Here is a 19,520-nt window from a genome sequence, read left to right as displayed (position 1 = left end):
CGGACAGCGAGACCACCGACCAAAAACGGAAGGCTCGTTATCAGCCAAATTCCGCAGAGATTCAGACTTTTTACCGGGTCAACCGGTATCCGAGCTGAGGGAGGCATAGCCGTGCTGATCAGAAGAACAGAACGCGAGAAACGCCGCGGCAGTCTTGCGGACTCGCTTGGCAATCAATCCGTCGGCGGTCTCGATCGCCGTACCTTCTTGCGCCGCTCCGGTTTGGCCGCGGGCGGAGTGGCCCTGGTTGGAGCGTTGCCGCTCGCCGGCATGCGCAAGGCTGACGCTGCGGGCACGATGCCGACGGGCGCGGGCGTCACTGTCCGCAAGAATATCTGCACGCATTGTTCGGTTGGCTGCACCGTCATCGGCGAAGTCCAGAACGGCGTGTGGGTAGGTCAGGAGCCCGGCTGGGACTCCCCGATCAATCGCGGTTCGCATTGCGCCAAGGGTGCGTCGGTGCGCGAACTCGTGCACGGCGACCGCCGGCTGAAATATCCGATGAAGCTGGTCGACGGACAATGGACCCGGGTTTCCTGGGATTCCGCCATCAATGAAATAGGCGACAAGCTGATGGAGATCCGCAGCAAGTCGGGGCCGGACTCGGTCTATTGGCTCGGTTCGGCAAAATTCTCCAACGAGGGCGCCTATTTGAACCGCAAATTCGCAGCCTTCTGGGGGACGAATAACTCCGACCATCAGGCGCGTATCTGCCATTCGACGACAGTCGCGGGCGTGGCCAATACCTGGGGCTACGGCGCGATGACCAACAGCTACAACGACATCCGCAATTCGAAGACCCTGGTTTTCCTCGGTGGCAATCCCGCCGAAGCGCATCCGGTGTCGTTGCAGCATCTTCTTGAGGGCAAGGAACTCAATCGGGCGAACTTTGTCGTCATCGATCCGCGAATGACGCGCACGGCTGCGCATGCAACCGAATATGTCCGCTTGCGTCCCGGCACCGATATTCCGGTGATCTGGGGCATGCTCTGGCACATTTTCCAGAACGGCTGGGAGGACAAGGAGTTCATCAACCAGCGTGTCTACGGAATGGACGATATCCGCAAGGAAGTCGCCAAGTGGACGCCAGAAGAGGTGGAGCGTGTTTCCGGTGTGCCGGGTGCGCAGCTCAAGCGCGTCGCCGAGATGTTCGCCAAGCAGCGTCCCGCGACGATGATCTGGGCGATGGGACAGACCCAGCACACGGTTGGTACGGCGAACGTTCGCGCAAGCTGCGTGTTGCTGCTGGCGACAGGCAATGTCGGCGGCTTCGGCAGTGGCGCAAACATCTTCCGCGGCCATTGCAACGTGCAGGGCGCGACCGACCTTGGCCTCGATATCGTGACACTGCCGCTTTACTATGGCCTCGCGGAAGGTGCATGGCGGCATTGGGCGCGCGTTTGGGAAGTTGATTATTCGTGGTTCGAAGGCCGCTTCGACACGTTCACCGGTCCAGACGGCAAGCCCGTGAAGATGATGAATACGCCTGGCATCCCGTCGACGCGGTGGTTCGACGCCGCAATGTTGCCGAAGGATCAGGTGTCTCAGAAAGACAATGTGAAGGCGATGATGGTGTTCGGGCATGGTGGCAACACCATCACCCGCATGCCGAAAGCGGCGGAAGGCATCGAGAAGCTCGATCTTCTTGTCGTCGCCGACCCGCATCCCACGACCTGGGCGGCTCTCTCGGAGCGCAAGAACGGCACCTATCTGCTGCCGGTCTGCACCCAATTCGAAACCTCCGGCTCGCGCACGGCTTCGAACCGTTCGATCCAGTGGGGCGAACAGATCGTCAAGCCGATCTTTGAGTCGAAGAACGACTATGAAGTGATGTATCTGCTGGCCAAGAAGCTCGGCTTCGCTGATTTGATGTTTAAGAACATCAAGGTCGAGAACAATCAGCCGGAGCCCGAGGATATTCTCCGCGAGATCAACCGCGGCGGTTGGTCGACCGGCTATTGCGGGCAGTCGCCGGAACGCCTGAAGATGCACATGGCGAACCAGAAGGATTTTGATCTGGTCTCACTGCGTGCCAAGGACGGACCGGCCAAGGGCGATTACTATGGTCTGCCGTGGCCCTGCTGGGGCACGCCAGAATTCAAGCATCCGGGCACCCACACGCTCTACAACACCAATCTGGCAGTCAAGGACGGCGGCGGCACATTCCGCGCGCGCTTTGGTGTTGAGCGTGTGGTCAAGACCAAAGTCATGGAGAATGGCCAGGAAGTCGAGAAGGAGCAGAAATTCAACCTACTCGCTGAGGGCTCCTATTCCAAGGACTCTGAGATTCAGGACGGCTATCCAGAATTCACACTCGCCGTTCTGAAGAAACTTGGTTGGGACAAGGATCTGACGGAGGCCGAGATGGCTGTGATCCAGAAGGTCAATCCCGCCAATCCCGATGCCGTGTCCTGGTCCCTCGATCTCTCCGGCGGCATCCAGCGCGTGGCGATCAATCACGGCTGCATCCCTTACGGCAACGGCAAGGCCCGGGCGAATGCCTACGGTCTTCCTGACGCGATCCCGGTGCATCGCGAGCCGATCTACTCGCCGCGCCCCGATCTCGTCGCGAAATATCCGACCTTGCCGAATGCGCGGCAGTTCCGCGTACCGAACATCGGTTTCGACGTGCAGAAGGCGGCTGTGGAAAAGGGAATTGCCAAGCAATTCCCGATTGTCATGACCTCCGGCCGACTCGTCGAATATGAAGGTGGCGGCGAGGAAACCCGCTCCAACAAGTGGCTCGCCGAATTGCAGCAGGACATGTTTGTTGAGATCAATCCTGCTGACGCCGCCGAGCGCGGCATCAGGGACGGTGGCTGGGTTTGGGTTACCGGACCTGAGAACAACTCTCGGGCTCGCATGAAAGCACTGGTGACCGAACGTGTCGGCAAGGGCGTGGCTTGGTGCCCGTTCCATTTCGCCGGCTGGTTCCAGGGCGTCGATCAGCGCGGTAATTATCCGAAGGGGGCCGATCCGATCGTACTGGGCGAAAGCGCCAATACGGTCACGACCTATGGCTTTGATCCGGTGACCGGCATGCAGGAACCGAAAGCAACACTCTGCCAAATCCGGGCAGCATAAGGAGACGCAACAATGGCTCGTATGAAATTCCTTTGCGACGCCGACCGTTGCATCGAGTGCAACGCTTGCGTCACCGCCTGCAAGAACGAAAACGAAGTGCCGTGGGGCATCAATCGCCGTCGCGTTGTCACCATCAATGACGGCAAGCCGGGCGAGCGTTCGGTCTCCATGGCCTGCATGCACTGCACTGACGCGCCCTGTGCGGCGGTATGCCCCGTGAACTGCTTCTACACGACGGCCGATGCGGTCGTACTCCACTCGAAGGACTTGTGCATCGGTTGCGGATATTGCTTCTACGCATGTCCATTCGGTGCGCCGCAATATCCGCGCGTTGGCAACTTTGGCTCACGCGGCAAGATGGACAAATGCACCTATTGCGCCGGTGGTCCGGAGGCCGATGGATCGCAGGCCGAATTCGACAAGTATGGCGCCAATCGTCTGGCCGAAGGCAAGCTGCCGATGTGTGCCGAGATGTGCTCGACCAAATCGCTGCTGGCCGGCGATGGCGAGATCATCGCGCAGATCTACAAGGAGCGTGTCGTCAAGCGCGGCTATGGCTCCGGTGCCTGGGGTTGGAAGACCGCGTACAAAGAGACGATTGCATCCTGATTTCCTGACGATACGGCCGATGGGACGTTCCCGTCGGCCGCTTTTCGGAACGATAATGGACAACGAGGAGATGGGGATGGCCAAATCGATAACTTCAATTCGCGTTGCCATCGGCGCGATTGTGATGTTCTGCGTCCTTGCCATCGCGGCCCCGGTCAGCGCACAGCAGCTAAATCCGGATCATTCGGTGAATCCGACGGCAAGTTCGGTCAAGGAGGATCAACTTCTCCAGCAACTGCGGATCATCCGGGGGCGGGGTACGATTCCCGACACCAAGTCCTACAATATCGAGCAGCCGGCAGGGCGCGAATGGCGTGAATTTCATCAGGTCACGCTCTATTGGATCGGCGCGATCGCCATCATTGGCATGCTTGCATTGCTGGTCGGCTTCTATCTCGTCCGCGGCATGGTCAAGCTGCAGAATGGACGCTCCGGCCGAACCATCGTCCGGTTCAACGCTTTCGAGCGGTTCATCCATTGGATGACGGCAGCCTGTTTCATCGTCCTCGCGATCTCCGGCCTTAACATCACCTTCGGCAAGGCCTTGCTGTTACCGTTGATGGGCGAGGCCGCCTTTGCCGGCTGGTCACAGTGGGGCAAATACGCCCACAATTATCTCAGCTTCCCGTTCACAATCGGCGTTGTCGTGATCTTTCTGATGTGGCTCGCCGGCAATATCCCGAACCGCGTCGACATCGACTGGCTCAAGCGGGGCGGCGGCATCGTCGGCGATGATCATCCGCCGGCCTATCGCTTCAATGCCGGCCAGAAGGGGATCTATTGGATCGTCGTTCTGGGCGGTGCGGCTGTGGCGATCAGCGGCTATATCCTGATGTTCCCCTTCTATGGCGGGTTGACCATCTCGGGCATGCAGATTGCCCAGATCGTGCATAGCGTCGTCGGCGTGCTCTTCATCGCCGTGATGCTCGCTCACATCTATATCGGCACTATCGGCATGGAGGGCGCGTTCGAGGCGATGGGTACTGGCGAGGTCGACGTGAACTGGGCCAAGCAGCATCACGCCTTGTGGCTCGAAGAGGAAAATCGCCGTACCCACGGGGCGGAGCCACGCGCAACGCCGGCTGAATAGGCCGCAATCGGAGCTTTAAAACAATCGCCCGGCGGATCGCTCCGCCGGGCGATTGTTTTACGAATGATGAAACTGGAGCGTTTTTTGCTGTTCTTCTGTTTTACGGTCAGCCTTCGCGGCCGTAATAATTGACGACTTCCTGCTGATCCAGACGAACCGATCCGCTGCTGCTGGTGTCAGCCGTTGCGACGCTCCGCTGGAAGGAATTCAAACCGAAGGCCCAACCCAGACCAAGCAACGCGGCAACAACGAGTGCGAAAATAAAGGTGCGCATTTTCAGTACTCCAGGGGCCAAAATGACAGGCCCGTATTTGGTATCAATATAATATATCTTCTTGCGTAAACAGTCACGTATCGCTGGATAATTTGGCATACTTGGACCTCCTGCGACCGGCTGGCGTAGCGACCGGCTGCTCGCGGCGTTTCGTTCGGTTGACGAGATCGCGCAGGCGACGTGAAGCCGTGCCGGCCGATCAGGACTGGATCATCGCATCCTGTCGCGGTGGCAAGACTCCCTCCAGCATCTTGGCAATACGGAGGAGTTCACGATCGCGTCCGCCGCGCGCAGTCAGCATCAGGCCGACGGGCGCGTCTAATGCTTCATGGCATGGCAGGGTGATGCTGCATGCATCCATGAGATTGCCGATTGTCGGGTTGCGCAGGATGAGTCGGTCGAGCCGGTTGTAGTTTGCATCAGCGTCCGCTTCCCTGATGGTCGGCGCAATGATCGGGATCGTCGGCATGATGACTGCGTCCACGGACCCCGTCTCAATGTCCCATTGCCTGATCAGGCGGGCGCGCTCGGCCTGAAAGGCCTTGTAGTCGTCCGCAGAAATACGACGTCCGTGTGCAATCCGGGAAGCGACCCGCGGATCGTACGCATGGCTGCGCTCGGCGAAAAGCTTCTCATGCCAGGCATAGGCTTCGGCTACGATCATGCCACCGTGAACGGAATAGAGGGAATGCCCATCCAGCACCGGCAGTGCCATATCCTGCAATTGAATGCCGGTCGCCGACAGACGGCTTAACGCAGCCTCGTATGTCTTTGCGACCTGAGCATCGAGATCATCAAGGACAATGTTCTTCACAACGCCCAGCCGGATCGATGGGAGTGGGAGAGGTGTTAGCGAAGTTTGTTGCTGCCCCGACAGCACGGAATAGATGGTTGCGCAGGTGCTGACGTCACGGGCGATCGGACCGATGGAATCGAAACTGCGCGACAGCGGCAGCATGCCGCGTTGAGGAATGGTTGCGGCGGTCGGCTTGAATCCAACAAGGCCGCATATCGCAGCCGGAATGCGGATGGAGCCGCCGGTGTCGGTGCCGATCGCGGCGATTGCCATGTTGTATGCGACGGAAATGCCGGCGCCGGATGACGAGCCGCCGGGAATGCGCCGCGTCTCGCGCTGCCATGGACTGGCCGGTGTGCCATAATGCGGGTTGAGCCCGAGGCCGCTTAATGCGAACTCGGTCATGTTGGTCTTGCCGATAATGATCGCGCCGGCGTTTCGCAGGTGTTGGACGATCTCGGCATCGTCTGCTGCGGGGGGCGCGTCTCTTAAGACCTGAGAACCGGCCAGCGTCGGCTCTCCTGCGATATCGAAAAGATCCTTGATCGATATTGGCATGCCTGCCAATGGCAGCCCTTTCTCGCGTGCTTGTGTCCGGTCGAGAACGTCCGCCCGTTGTCGGGCCGCTTCGTGATAGATTCGCGTGAACGCGCGAGAGCCTTCGCCGTCGAGATTGTGGATGTTGGCCAGGCAGGTCTCGACCAGATCACGAATGGACATGGAGCTTTCTCGCCGATCAGTCACGTGCAACGGTCTAGTCCTGCTGAAGATTGATCCAGAGCGTGCGCACTTTTGTGGACCCGTGATTCCAGATTCGGTGCGGACGCCGCGAGCCATAGGAGATCAAATCTCCCTCGTTCAGGATATACGCCGCGCCGTTGATTTCCACCGTCAGCGTGCCCTCCAGGACAACGCCGTATTCGTATCCGTCATGCGTGATCGGGGCGGCGTTGGCGCCCGTATTCGGCTGATATTCGTTCATCGCGATGGAAACGCCACGCATGCGATCTTCACGAAGGAGGCGTCGAATGACATTGGTCGCGGTCTTGATCACGCGCTGATCCTCGCGACGCACGACAAACCGCGTATCGTCGGTCGTCTGCGCGACGATGAGTTCGGACATTGGCACGCCGAGCGCATTGGCGATGACGATCAAAGAGCCGATCGAGGGGGAGGCGCGTCCGCGTTCAACCAGACTCAACATTGATTGGCTCAGGGCGCAGGCATCGGCAAGCGATTGCAACGTCAGTCCGCGTGCCTGACGCAATTCGCGAATTCGGTTGCCGATTGCGCTGAGCGTGGTCGCGGTTGTGCCGTCGAAATCGACCTGATCCTTCGGCGCGGATTCGCCGGTCATGGAATGTTCCTCGTGCGCGTCCTTGAGTGCTGCAAATACCAATTTTGACATGATTAAACTATTCATTAATAATATTCAAATTCGGGAGGGCCGGGGTGTGAAGCTTGCCGGTTCACATCATCTGAAGCGCTTGCCGGTTGGTTCGAAGTTTGTGGAGGGTCTCTTGAAAATCGTCGATCTCACGCACGTCATGAACGTGCATACGCCGGGTTGGGTCGGCTATGCCGGCAACAAGATGTATTATGCTCAGAACCTGCAGACGCAGATGATCGTCGCGCAACGCATCGACACCGCCCTGCACGTCGGTACCCATTTCGACGGCGCGATGCATGCGACCGACAACCGCAATGGCGACATGGCGCATCTGCCGCTCGATTATCTGTTCAACAAGGCGGTGGTCGTCGATATCTCCGGGTATATGCATGACTGGGCGGTGATCACGCCGGAGATCATCGAAAGCGCCGGCGCCGATATCCGCGAAGGCGATATCCTCATCCTGCATACCGGCTGGCACAAGCATTATGAGGGGCAGTCGCAGCAGGATCTCGTGAAATACTTCTGCTATCACCCGGGGCCGAATCTCGACACGCTCCACTGGATGCTGAACAAAAAAATCAAGTGGTGGGGCATGGATACGGGGTCATGCGATCACGCGATGAACACGTCGATCCGCCGTATGCGGCCAGATCTCGCGGATGAATTCACCAAGAAGCATGGCAAAACGCCGGCAGAATTCTTCGGAATCTTCGAATACACACACAAGAAATCCGGCAGAAAAGTGCAGCAGGATATGTTTCCGTTCCATAGCTGGGCGTTCCAGGAAGGCCTGCTGCATGCGGAGAATCTCGGCGGTGACATCGAGCTGGTGCTCAACCAGCGCTGCCTGATCGGGGCCTTCCCCTGGCGCTACGAAGGCCTTGAAGGCTGCCCGTGCCGTATCGTTGCGTTCCTCGATACTGGCGATGCCTCGGTGGAAGCGATGGGCAATGCTGCGAAGGCCATCTTGACCTAGCGGCTGCGGCGAAGGAACGGCATGTTTGCGAAACCGCATTGTTCAGTTATCGCGATAGAAGAACATTACTGGGATCCGGAACTCGCGTCTCACTTCACCGGAAGCGAGATCGGCAAAGGCGACAAAATACAGAAGCGACTGGAGGATTTCGGTGGCGAACGCATTCGCGACATGGATGAAGCCGGCATCGATATCCAGGTGCTGTCGCATGGCGCACCGGCCGGGCAGAAGCTCGCTCCAGATGTCGCCATACCTTTGATGAAGCGCGTCAATGACAGGTTGGCCGCGGTGGTTGCTGACAAACCGGACCGCTTCGCCGGCTTTGCGTCGCTACCGACCAATGCGCCGGAGGCCGCGGCCGACGAACTCGAACGCTGCGTGGGGCTCGGCTTCAAGGGGGCGATCATTAACGGGCTGTCCAACGGCGAATTTCTCGACCTGCCGAAATCCTGGCCGATTTTCACACGCGCCGAAAACTGGATGTGCCGATTTATCTTCACCCCGCCGTCCCGCATGACGCGGTCAGGGGTGCCTATTTCCAGGATTACGAAAAGCAGTTTCCGAGTTTCGCGCGTCCGGCCTGGGGCTACACGATCGAGAACGGCACGCAGGCGATCCGGCTGATCCTGTCGGGCATCTTCGAGCATCACCCCAATCTCAAGATTATCGTCGGGCATTTCGGCGAGACGCTGCCATTTCTGGTGTGGCGCATCGATCAGGCCCTGTCGCGGCCGGGGCAAAAGTCATTGAGCTTCCGTGATATTTTCTGCCGGAATTTCTGGGTTACGACGAGTGGCTTTTTCTCCAATCCGGCTTTGCTGTGCAGCGTCATGGAAATGGGCGTCGACCGCATCCTCTTTGCCGTCGACTGGCCGTTCGTGTCTGAGAGCAAACCGGCGGTGGACTGGATGCGCGGCGTGCCGCTCTGCGACGACGACAAGGTCAAGATCCTGAGCGGAAACGCCAAGAGGCTGCTGAAAATGTAGCGCAAACGGCTGCGGCGCGACGACGGCCACCGCAGCCGCTTCTGCGTCCGTCGCGGGCTGCCGCGCTTTTTTATCCTAGGCTGATGATCGACGATGCAGGGTGCCGCGATCGTCGGCATTTTTCAGTTTGGAGTGAAGAAAAACACGCATTGACGCTGGCGGGGAGATTGTTAGCATACAAGCAATCTCCTGGTGAGAAGCCTGGTACGAGCCCGATCCGATGAAGCCTGCGGCCTTTACCTATCACGCGCCAAAAACGGTCGAGGATGCTGTCGCGATCCTTGGCGAGGTGGCCCCGAGCGACGGGCGCGTGCTGGCGGGGGGGCAGAGCCTTGTTCCGACAATGGCGTTCCGCATGGCGCGTCCGGCGCATCTGGTCGATATCAACGGCATCGCCGCGCTCGATAAGCTTGCGGTGGCTGACGGTCGTCTGGTGATCGGCGCGGGCACGCGGCACGCGGCCTTTCAGCGTCCGGTGGTTGAGGGGCCGCTGGGCTCACTTTTGTCGTTCGTGATGCGGCACATCGCCCATTACCCGATCCGAACGCGTGGCACCTTCTGCGGCAGCCTTGCGCATGCCGATCCGGCGTCGGAATGGTGCCTGGTCGCCGCAACGCTCGGCGCAACGATCACCGCGCGCAGTGTGAGCGGGACGCGCCAGCTTGCGGCCGACGATTTTTTCGACTGGGCGATGACGACCAATCTCGCCGAGAACGAGCTTTTGACTGAGGCTAGTCTGCCGCTTCTGCCGCCGGATACGCATTTTGGCTTTTACGAATTCAGCCGGCGCGCGGGCGATTATGCCATTGCTATGTCGCTCGTGACGTATCGTCTGGAGGACGGTCTTATTGTCGAGCCACGCGTTGGTGTTGGTGGTGCCGAGGGGCGTCCGCGCCGCATCAGCGAAGCTGAGGCTGCTCTGAGTGGAAGAGCGCCGAGCGCGGAAGCGTTTGCCGCCGCAGGGGAAGCAGCGTCTGCGACTGTCGATCCAATGGAGGACCTGCAAGCGAATGCGAAATTCCGGCGCGATCTCGTTCGCACGGTCACGCGTCGGGCGTTGGAACGCGCGGCCGCATGAGCGCCCACGATCACGACATCAAAACCTGGGTTGGCCGCTCCATCCGGCGCGTTGAAGACCCGGCTCTGATTACAGGCCGTGGCCGTTTCACCGGAGATCTTGCCGCGCAGCGCTGGGTGAGCTTCGTGCGCAGCCCCGTTGCATCCGGGCGCATCAAGGCGATCACCCTACCGCCAGGCGCGATGGTGATCACGGCTGCGGATCTTGATGGCGTGAAGCCGATCCGGCCGATGCTGCACAAGTTCAACTATATCCCGATCAGTCATCCCGTTCTCGCCGACGGCGTCGTTCGCTTCATGGGTGAGCCGGTTGCGGTCGTGGTCGCCGACAGCGAGGAAGATGCCGAGGATATCGCCGAGCAGGTCGAACTCGAGATCGAGGAAACGCCGCCGCTGGTCGATGCAAGAGCGGCGATCGGTGAGGGCGCGCCAGCAGTGCACAGTGAAGCGCCGGCCAATGTCATTGTTGAGGGGCGTGTAAAAACGCCAGGCTTCGATGACGTCTGGACGAGCGCCGCACAAATCGTCAGCGTCGACATCCGGTCACGGCGTCAGAACGCCCTGCCGCTGGAGCCGCGCGGCGCGCACGCGGCCTTCGATTCCGTCTCGGGACGCATCACGCTGACCTGCTCGACGCAGATGCCGCATCTGATGCGGACGGCGATTGCCGATCTCGTGGGTATCCCGGAATCGGATCTGCGGGTGATCGCTCCCGATGTCGGCGGCGGCTTCGGTCAGAAAATGTCACTGACGCCGGAATATGTCGCGCTGGTATGGCTCGCCAGGCGGTTGCGCATGTCGGTGGCATGGACCGAGGACAGGCGCGAGAATCTGATCGCCTGTTTCCATAGCCGCGATCAGTATGTCACGCTACAAGGAGCGTTCGCCTCCGACGGCAAGCTGCTGGCCTTGTCCGCGGATGTCCTCGCCAATATCGGCGCCTATTCCTGCTTCCCGACCACCTGCGCCGTCGAACCGCTGATGGCAATGGCGGAAATGCCCGGCCCCTATGACGTGCGCGCTTATGCCTGTCATGCGCGCGGCGTTGTCACCAACACCTGCCCGATGGCACCGTATCGCGGTGTGTCGCGGCCGGTCATCACCCTTGCCCTTGAACGATTGATGGACAAGGCCGCAAAGACGCTGGCGCTCGATCTGGTCGACATCAGGCGGCGCAATCTCATCACCACGTTTCCTTACACCTCGGCGACGGGTCTCGTCTTTGACGATGCATCGTATCGGGAGACGATGGAGATCGCGGTCGAGGCGCTCGACATTCCGGGCTTCCGGCAGCGCCAAGCCGAGGCCCGCAAGCACAACCGCTATCTTGGTATCGGCCTCGCAACCTTCTCCGAGCGCACCGGTTATGGCACGCCGGCTTTTGCTGCTCGCGGCATGGAGATCACGCCTGGCTGGGAGGTCGTCGATCTCAGCATGGACCCGTCCGGCCGTGTCGAAGCGCGCATTGGCGCGTCGCCGCATGGTCAAGGTTTGCGGACGACCTTGGCGCAGATCGTCGCCGATCAGGTTGGCGTCGATCCGTCGAAGGTCACTGTGGTGCACGGCGACACGGACCGCACACCCTACGGCTTTGGCACCTTCGCCAGCCGTTCTGCGGTGATCGCCGGCGGCGCGACCTTGCTCGCGGCACGAAAGGTCCGCAGCAAGCTCCTGCAGATTGCGGGGCGCTTGCTGGAGGCCGATCCCGACGAGATCGAGCTGGAGGATGGCGCGGCAAAGGTGAAAGGCACCAATCGCTTTCTCCCGGTCGAGCAGGTTGCGCGGGCGGCCTATCACAAGGCGCATTTGTTTACCGATCTTGGGCCGGGCTTAAGCGAGACGGCGAGCTATGATCCGGGCGGCACTTTCTCCAATGCCTGCCATGCCGTTATTGTCGAGGTTGATGTCGAAACGGGTGGCGTGAAGATCGAGCGGTACATCGTTGCAGAAGATGCAGGGCGGCTGATCAATCCGATGATCGCCGAAGGCCAGATCCATGGCGGCGTCGCGCAGGGCATCGCCAACGCGCTCTATGAGGAAATCATCTATGACGAGACCGGCAATATCCTGACAACAACGCTTGCCGATTATCTGCCGCCCACATCGCACGAAATTCCGGCCATTGAGATTTTTCACCTCGAGACGCTGACTGGCGACACGCTCACTCAGGCGAAGGGTCTGGGCGAGGGCGGCGCCATTGGTGCACCGGCGGCGATCATCAATGCCATCAACGACGCGCTGTCGCCGTTCGACATTACACTTAACGAAGCCCCGGCAACGCCGCAGCGGATTCACACGGCGCTGCAACAGTCAGGGAAGTGGTCGTGACGAAGAAAACCGATGTAACGCTCAACATCAACGGTCAGACGCACAACGTCTCTGTGGAACCGCGCCGCACGCTGGCCGATGCGATCCGCGAGGATTGCGGCCAGACCGGCACGCATATCGGCTGCGAGCATGGTGTCTGCGGGGCATGCACCGTCCTGATCGAAGGCGTCCCGGCGCGGTCCTGCCTGATGTTCGCCGTGCAGGCTGACGGCAAGGCGATCCGCACCGTCGAGGGTCTTGCCGAGGGTGGCAAGCTTCATCCGCTACAACAGGCCTTCATGGATTGTCACGGTCTGCAATGCGGTTTCTGCACACCGGGATTTCTGATGCTGGCGACCGGCGTACTGGAGCGCGAGCCGGATATCAGCGACGAGGATCTCGTTGATGTGCTGTCATCGAATCTCTGCCGTTGCACGGGCTACCAGAACATCATCAAGGCCGTCCGCATGGCGGCGGAGCAGATGCGGTCAAGCTGATGTCGCTGATCGGACGATCGATCCGCCGCAAGGAGGACCCCCCTCTCGTGACCGGGAAGGGAATGTTTGCCGCGGATGTCTCGTTTCCGCGGCAACTGCATATGCGGATCGTGCGCTCGCCCTTTGCCCATGGCTTGATCAGGAGCATCGATACGCAAACTGCATCCGCATTGCCGGGCGTCGTTGCGATATGGACCGGTGACGATGTCGCCGATATTCCGCCGATCGATTTCCGCCTGACGCGGATCGAAGGGCTGGAAAGCTATCGCCAGCATGTACTGGCGCAGAACCGGGTGCGCTATGTTGGCGAGCCGGTCGCTGCCGTTTTTGCGACGGACGCCTATGTCGCGGAAGACGCCGCCGATCTCGTTGACCTAGAGATCGAGGAACTGCCGGTTACGCTTGATGCAAGTGACGCGCCGACCGAGTTTGAACCGGGACGCCTGACGGAGCCTGCCGTCATTCGCAAAGGCTATGGCGATGTGGATGGCGCTTTCGGCGCAGCGCATGCCGTTGTCGAACTCGATCTGTCGATCGGGCGGCATTCGGGCGTGCCGATGGAGACACGCGGGGCGATCGGCCGCTATGATGCTGCGCGTGACATATTGGAGATGTATGGCGCCGCAAAAGTGCCGCATTGGAACCGCGATCAGCTCGCCCGCATGCTCGGCCGCGACCGGACCGCGATGCACCTCCACGAAGGCCATGTCGGTGGCGGATTTGGTATCCGCGGCGAACTTTACCCCGAAGATGTATTGGTCTGCGCGGCTGCGCTGCGCCTCGGGCGGCCGGTGAAATGGATCGAAGACCGGCGCGAGCACCTTATTGCCGCCAATCATTCGCGCCAACAATGCCATCATGTCCGGGCTGCAATCGACGTAGAAGGTCGAATCCTCGGCATCGAGAATGAGTTCTTTCACGATCAGGGCGCCTATGTACGGACGCATGCAGCGACCGTTCCCGATCTTGCGGCGGCCATGCTGCTCGGTCCCTACCGGATTCCGAATTATCGTGCCGTCGGCCATATCAGGCTGACCAACAAGACGCCCGCGGGCACCTATCGTGCGCCGGGGCGCTTCGAAAGCACCTTCGTGCGTGAGCGCCTGATGGATGCCATCGCGGCAAGGGCCGGCATTACGCCGGTTGAAGCGCGCCGCCGCAATCTGATCGCGTCCGCGGAAATGCCATACAAGCGTCCGATCGATACGCTGGGCACGGAAGTCGTGCTCGATTCTGGCGAATATGCGGGACTGCTCGACAAGGCGCTGAAGCGGATCGGCTGGACGACACTGCAAGATGAATTGAAGTCACGCCGCGCGAAAGGCGAACTGGTCGGCGCGGGTCTTGGCATTTTTGTAGAGAAAAGCGGCCTTGGTCCATTCGACAACGTGAAGATCACCGTCGATCCCGGCGGCGCGGTCGAGATCGTCACCGGCGCGGCGTCGGTCGGGCAGGGTGTCGAGACCGTCATTGCACAGATCTGCGCCGACACGCTTGGCGTCGATTTCGACCGCATCCGCGTCATCCACGGCCAGACCGACCGGATCGATGAAGGACTCGGGGCCTTCGCCTCGCGCGTCACCGTGATGACGGGAGAGGCCACACGGCTTGGCGCGCTCAAGGTTCGGCAAAAGGCGACCGAAATGGCCGCCGAACTCCTGCAATGCACGGTGGATGAGCTCGGCATCGTGAATGGCGAAATCAGGAAGACGGCAAAAGCGTCCGGTCCGTCCATTTCCCTGGCCGAGATCGCAAGGCATCTTCTTCCGACTTCAAAGACGCGTGGCAGCCGCGAGCCCGGTCTTACCGGAGAGGGGTGGTTCTTCTCCAACCACATGAATTATCCCTATGGCGTTCATGTCGCCGTTGTGAGCCTTGACCGCGAGACTGGCCATGTCGCAGTCGAACGCTATCTCGTCGCTTATGACATCGGCCGTGCGGTCAATCCGATGCTGGTCGAAGGCCAGATCGCCGGCGGGTTTGCGCAGGGACTCGGTGGCACGTTGTTCGAGGAGTTCACCTATGACGAACGCGGTGAGCCGATGAACGTTACGTTCGCCGATTACCTGATGCCCACAGCAAGGGAAGTTCCGGCCCTCGATGTGCTGATCTGCGAGGATGCACCGAGCCCGCTCAACCCGCTGGGCCTCAAAGGCGCGGGCGAAGGCGGTACCAATGCCGTGGGGGCCGCCATTGCGTCCGCGATTGATGACGCGCTCGGCGTGCCCGGCGCCGTCACGCAATTGCCGGTTACGCCGCAGCGGATGCGGGATATTCTCGATCGCGTCTTGCCGGAAAAGCGCTAGCTTATTGTTTTGACGCGTTTTCTTCACGCGAACCGCAACTTCGCTTGAAAACGCTCTACGTTAGCTTCTTCAGCAGCCGGACAATCGTTTCCTGCTCGTCGGGTGACAGCGGCTTCAGTGTTGTCGCGGTAATCTCTGCCGCATGTTCAACGGCGGCTTTTGCGACATTGCGACCCTTCTCGGTCAGCGTGACCGCGCGCCGTCTGCGGTCATTCGGGTCGTCCTGCGTGGTAATGAGGCGGCGCAGCTTCAGCCGGTCCACCACCCCCTTGATCGTTGCCGCATCGAGATAAATGAGCCGGCCGAGATGATTTTGCGAACAGGGGCCGACTTCGAGGAGCCTTGCCAGCGCCGCAAACTGCGTCTGCGTGAGCTTGTCGGTCATCTCCGACATGAAAATCGAGGTATGGCGCTGCATCGCCACGCGCATCAGGAAGCCAACCTGGTCGTCAAGCACATAGGGCGGCTTCGCAGCCGGCTTGCGGGAGACCGATTTCGGACGAGCCTGGTTGAGCATCAACAGCTTTCCTGCCGCTCTAGAACATGATGCTGACAAGTGCGAAGCGGTTTTCGGACAACATCATGCTCTAACGTATTCGAGGCGATTCGGCGGATGGCATAACGTGCTTTGCTCCATCCGGCCATCGGTTTTGTCCCAGCCCGTTCAGACGGTCAGAAAACTTCGCTGGACATCAATATTGTCGGCGAGGTCCTGCATGCTTCCCTGCCAGCGAATCTGGCCCTTCTCGAGGACATAGGCCCTGTCCGAGACGAGTTCGGCAAAATGGATGTTCTGCTCGGACAGGAGAATCGAAAGGCCCTGCTTTTTCAGCTCCAGAATGGTGATCACCATCTGCTCGACGATCACCGGCGCGACGCCCTCGGAGGGCTCGTCGAGCAGGACCAGCAGGGGATTGCCCATCAGCGTGCGGGCGACTGTGAGCATCTGCTGCTCGCCGCCGCTCATATGGCTGCCCTGTCGATCCGGCATACGGCCGAGATTGGGAAAGAGTGTGAAGAGAGCCTCCGGTGTCCACATCGGCGCGGGCTTGCCGTCCAGCAGATTGCGCGGCGGCTGGCGGCCGATATCGAGATTTTCCATCACCGTCAGTTCGGAGAAGATGCGGCGATCTTCCGGCACGAAGCCGAGGCCGAGCCGCGCGATCTCGAACGGCTTCAGCCGCGAGATATCGCGGCCGCAGAATTCGACATGGCCGGCGCGCTTGCCGATCAAACCCATGATCGCTTTCATCGTCGTCGACTTGCCGGCACCGTTGCGGCCCATCAGCGCGACGACTTCGCCGGGCGCGACGTCCAGTGTCATGTCATAGAGAATACGGGCGCCGCCATACCATGCGCTCAGGTCTTGCACGGTGAGCATTGTGTTCACGGTCATGTTGCCGCAGCGCCTCTGCGTTCGAACGTCCTGCCGGTGCCGAAATAAACCTCCTGCACCTGCGGGTTCTTGCGGATCGCGGCGGCATCGCCATCGGCGATCAGCTTGCCGCGCGCCAGCACGATGATGCGGTCGGCGAAGGCAAAAACGACATCCATCGAATGCTCGGTGAACAGCACCGACATCCGGCGCTTGACCACAAGTTCCTTCACCAGGGCAATCAGCTTGTTGCGCTCGCCTGGCGCCATGCCGGCGGTGGGTTCGTCCATCAGCAGCAAGCGCGGCTCGTTGGCGAGCGCGATCGCAAGCTCGACACGCTTTACGTCGCCATAAGCGAGTTCATGACAGGGCCGGTCGGCGGCATCGGCCATGCCGACCTGCGCCAGCAACTCCAGCGCGCGTTCGCGATAGTACGATGCGGCGGGACGCCACAGCGCGAAGATCTGCCCGGCATGCGAGAGCAGCGCCATCTGCACATTCTCGGCAACGGTCATCGAGCCGAAGGTCGCGGCGATCTGGAATGTGCGTCCGACGCCCCGCCGCCAGATTTGCCGCGGCGTCAGCCCGGTCACATCCTGTCCGTCGAGCAGGATCTTGCCGCTATCGGGCGGCAATTGGCCGTTGATCATGTTGAAGCAGGTGGATTTGCCGGCGCCGTTTGGCCCGATCAGCGCCAGAAACTCGCTCTCGCCGACGGCAAAGCTGACGTGATCGACGGCGTGAACGCCGCCGAACGACTTGCATAATGTGTCGACGGCAAGAACGCTCATGCGCGCTGCTTCCTGTCGTTGAACAGTTTGGTCAGGCCACCGACCAGCCCGCCGGGGAAGACCAGCACCAGGAGCAGGATGATGCCGCCGAGCAGCGCGCGCCAGTATTCCGCCTGCCGCATGATCGTATCCTGCAGCAAGGTCAGCGCCGTCGCGCCGACGATCGGGCCGGTCAACGTCTGGATGCCGCCGAGCAGCACCATGACAAGGCCATCGATCGAGCGGCCGACGGCGATCGTTTCCGGCGAGATCGAGCCTTTGGCAAAGGCAAACAGTCCGCCGGCAATGCCGCAGATCGCTCCCGCAATGGCAAAGCCAAGCCAGTGCACGCGTTTCACGTCGATACCGATGCTTTCCGCACGCAAGGGCGAGTCACGTCCGGCCCGCATGGCATAGCCGAAGGGCGCGAACAGGATGCGCCGCAGGATCAGCACACTCAGAACCGCAAAGCAGAGCGTCAGCAGATAATAAGTCGCGTAGGTGTTGAACGGCGCGGTCGGCCAGATGCCGACAACCCCGTTCGAGCCGCCGGTGACATTCTCCCACTGGAATACGATCGACCAGACAATCTGGGCGAAAGCGAGCGTCAGCATCGCGAGATAAACGCCGGAGAGCCGCACCGCGAACCAGCCGAACAGCAACGCGCCGGCGAGCGCGACAAAAGGCGCCAGCACAATGGCGCCAAGCATCGGCATCGCGGCAAACTTGACCAGCAAGGCCGCACCATAAGCGCCGAGACCGAAATAGGCGGCGTGGCCGAAGGAATGCATGCCACCCGGCCCCATGATGAAATGCAGGCTGGTGGCGAAGATAATCGCGATCAAGACGTCAGTGCCGAGCACGATGGAATAGGGTGAGGTCTTGGCGAAGAGCGGCAGGCAGGCCAGCATGATCAGTGCTGCAAAGCCGATGATCTTGACCACATTCGTCGCGGGCCGGATCGGCGCTTCGACCTCGGCGGTGCTGCGCACCGCGCCTTGCGCGCGCCCCAAAAGTCCGTGCGGCCGGATGATCAGCACGACCGCCATGACGATGAATTCCGCCACCAGCGTCAGCTTCGAGAAATTGATGCTGAAATCGCCAATATGGACGACGCCGATGCCGATGCAGATGGCCTTGATCTCGGCAATAAGGACGGCCGCGAGATAGGCGCCGGTGATGGAGCCCATACCGCCCACCACGACGACGACGAATGCGTCGCCGATCACGCTCAGATCCATCAGCAGGTTGGCGGGCTCACGTGCGACTTGCAGCGCGCCGCCAAGGCCGGCCAGAAACGAGCCCAATGCAAATACCGCGGTGAACAGGACTGCCTGATTGACGCCGAGTGCGCCGACCATCTCGCGATCCTGCGTCGCCGCCCGCACCAGCCGGCCGAAGCGTGTCTTGGCGAGTGCCAGATGAAGAATGATGAGGACCGCCGGACCCATCGCGATCAGGAACAGGTCATAGCTTGGAACGCGGCGACCGAAAATTTCGACAGCGCCGCGAAGGCCGGGTGCGCGCGGGCCAAGCAGATCCTCCGGTCCCCAGATCCAAAGCGTCAGATCGTTGATGACCAGAACGAGCGCAAATGTGGCGAGCAACTGAAACAGTTCGGGTGCGCGATAGATGCGCCGCAACAGCAGGATTTCGATCAACGCCCCGATGCCGGCGACGATAAGAGCCGCCGCAATAATGCCGCCCCAGAAGCCCAGTCCACCGCCGATCTTGGTCGCGAAGGTATAGGCGAGATAGATGCCGAGCATGTAAAGCGAGCCATGCGCAATGTTGATGATGCGCGTGACGCCGAAAATGAGCGACAGGCCGGCAGCGATGAAGAACAGTCCCGACGCCGATGCGAGACCATTCAGCGCCCACACGAATACAACGTCAAATGACATGGGCGATTACGGAACCAGGAGTGAGGAGAGTGTGGTTAAACGATGAGCCTCCCGGCTGCGAAGCCGGGAGGCTTTG

Annotated in this window: 15 protein-coding genes and 1 pseudogene; 9 read left to right on the top strand and 7 right to left on the bottom strand. The window is 60.6% G+C overall.

Going from position 1 to position 19,520, the window contains the following annotated elements; genetic code table 11:
* Nucleotides 1–111 precede the first annotated feature (111 nt).
* From CAK95_RS27830 to CAK95_RS27820, 3 genes are all read left to right on the top strand, one after another.
* On the top strand, nt 112–3,084 hold the full coding sequence (locus tag CAK95_RS27830; RefSeq protein WP_086090922.1) for a formate dehydrogenase subunit alpha: 2,973 nt from the start codon (nt 112–114) through the stop codon (nt 3,082–3,084).
* Between the two features lie 12 nt (nt 3,085–3,096).
* The gene (fdh3B, locus tag CAK95_RS27825; RefSeq protein ID WP_086090921.1) at nt 3,097–3,693 is read left to right on the top strand and encodes a formate dehydrogenase FDH3 subunit beta; all 597 of its coding nucleotides are present in this window, start codon (nt 3,097–3,099) and stop codon (nt 3,691–3,693) included.
* 76 nt (nt 3,694–3,769) lie between these two features.
* Nucleotides 3,770–4,783: a formate dehydrogenase subunit gamma gene (locus CAK95_RS27820; RefSeq protein WP_086090920.1), complete on the top strand. Its 1,014-nt coding sequence runs from the start codon at nt 3,770–3,772 to the stop codon at nt 4,781–4,783.
* 106 nt (nt 4,784–4,889) lie between these two features.
* Here the strand turns inward: CAK95_RS27820 and CAK95_RS29460 are convergent, their stop codons facing one another.
* The 3 genes from CAK95_RS29460 to CAK95_RS27810 form a co-directional block, all read right to left on the bottom strand.
* Nucleotides 4,890–5,057, bottom strand: a complete 168-nt coding sequence (locus CAK95_RS29460) for a hypothetical protein (RefSeq protein WP_157699776.1) — start codon at nt 5,055–5,057, stop codon at nt 4,890–4,892.
* A gap of 199 nt (nt 5,058–5,256) precedes the next feature.
* Nucleotides 5,257–6,690: an amidase gene (locus CAK95_RS27815; protein WP_198343775.1), complete on the bottom strand. Its 1,434-nt coding sequence runs from the start codon at nt 6,688–6,690 to the stop codon at nt 5,257–5,259.
* Complete coding sequence (locus tag CAK95_RS27810) at nt 6,608–7,210, bottom strand: cupin domain-containing protein (RefSeq protein WP_183044194.1); 603 nt, start codon at nt 7,208–7,210, stop codon at nt 6,608–6,610. The genes CAK95_RS27815 and CAK95_RS27810 overlap by 83 nt, the downstream gene beginning before the upstream one ends.
* 163 nt (nt 7,211–7,373) lie before the next feature.
* On the opposite strand from CAK95_RS27810, the gene CAK95_RS27805 reads away from it, so the two are divergent.
* The 6 genes and pseudogenes from CAK95_RS27805 to CAK95_RS27775 all read left to right on the top strand — a co-directional run bounded on the left by CAK95_RS27805 (nt 7,374) and on the right by CAK95_RS27775 (nt 15,395).
* Nucleotides 7,374–8,222 (top strand): cyclase family protein, encoded by an 849-nt coding sequence (locus CAK95_RS27805; RefSeq protein WP_157699775.1) that lies wholly within the window; start codon nt 7,374–7,376, stop codon nt 8,220–8,222.
* 21 nt (nt 8,223–8,243) lie between these two features.
* Nucleotides 8,244–9,208: pseudogene (locus CAK95_RS30530) on the top strand (amidohydrolase family protein).
* Nucleotides 9,209–9,428: 220 nt separating this feature from the next.
* Nucleotides 9,429–10,286, top strand: a complete 858-nt coding sequence (locus tag CAK95_RS27790; RefSeq protein ID WP_086090914.1) for an FAD binding domain-containing protein — start codon at nt 9,429–9,431, stop codon at nt 10,284–10,286.
* Nucleotides 10,283–12,613: a xanthine dehydrogenase family protein molybdopterin-binding subunit gene (locus tag CAK95_RS27785; RefSeq protein WP_086090913.1), complete on the top strand. Its 2,331-nt coding sequence runs from the start codon at nt 10,283–10,285 to the stop codon at nt 12,611–12,613. Before CAK95_RS27790 ends, CAK95_RS27785 begins: the two co-directional genes overlap by 4 nt.
* Complete coding sequence (locus CAK95_RS27780) at nt 12,610–13,089, top strand: (2Fe-2S)-binding protein (RefSeq protein ID WP_086090912.1); 480 nt, start codon at nt 12,610–12,612, stop codon at nt 13,087–13,089. The genes CAK95_RS27785 and CAK95_RS27780 overlap by 4 nt, the downstream gene beginning before the upstream one ends.
* A 47-nt stretch (nt 13,090–13,136) precedes the next feature.
* Nucleotides 13,137–15,395: a xanthine dehydrogenase family protein molybdopterin-binding subunit gene (locus tag CAK95_RS27775; RefSeq protein ID WP_245303546.1), complete on the top strand. Its 2,259-nt coding sequence runs from the start codon at nt 13,137–13,139 to the stop codon at nt 15,393–15,395.
* A gap of 55 nt (nt 15,396–15,450) precedes the next feature.
* Here the strand turns inward: CAK95_RS27775 and CAK95_RS27770 are convergent, their stop codons facing one another.
* The 4 genes from CAK95_RS27770 to CAK95_RS27755 all read right to left on the bottom strand — a co-directional run bounded on the left by CAK95_RS27770 (nt 15,451) and on the right by CAK95_RS27755 (nt 19,444).
* Nucleotides 15,451–15,912 (bottom strand): MarR family winged helix-turn-helix transcriptional regulator, encoded by a 462-nt coding sequence (locus CAK95_RS27770; protein ID WP_086090910.1) that lies wholly within the window; start codon nt 15,910–15,912, stop codon nt 15,451–15,453.
* A 147-nt stretch (nt 15,913–16,059) separates the two neighbouring features.
* Nucleotides 16,060–16,791, bottom strand: a complete 732-nt coding sequence (locus tag CAK95_RS27765) for an ABC transporter ATP-binding protein (protein ID WP_086090909.1) — start codon at nt 16,789–16,791, stop codon at nt 16,060–16,062.
* On the bottom strand, nt 16,788–17,561 hold the full coding sequence (locus CAK95_RS27760) for an ABC transporter ATP-binding protein (protein WP_086090908.1): 774 nt from the start codon (nt 17,559–17,561) through the stop codon (nt 16,788–16,790). Before CAK95_RS27760 ends, CAK95_RS27765 begins: the two co-directional genes overlap by 4 nt.
* On the bottom strand, nt 17,558–19,444 hold the full coding sequence (locus tag CAK95_RS27755) for an ABC transporter permease (protein WP_086090907.1): 1,887 nt from the start codon (nt 19,442–19,444) through the stop codon (nt 17,558–17,560). Before CAK95_RS27755 ends, CAK95_RS27760 begins: the two co-directional genes overlap by 4 nt.
* Nucleotides 19,445–19,520: the final 76 nt, after the last annotated feature.

The sequence above is a fragment of the Pseudorhodoplanes sinuspersici genome, assembly GCF_002119765.1.
In the GTDB taxonomy this organism is placed as follows: Bacteria; Pseudomonadota; Alphaproteobacteria; order Rhizobiales; family Xanthobacteraceae; genus Pseudorhodoplanes; species Pseudorhodoplanes sinuspersici.
The sequence above is the reverse complement of the archived record's forward strand: the minus strand, read 5'-3'. Positions and strand labels throughout refer to the sequence as shown.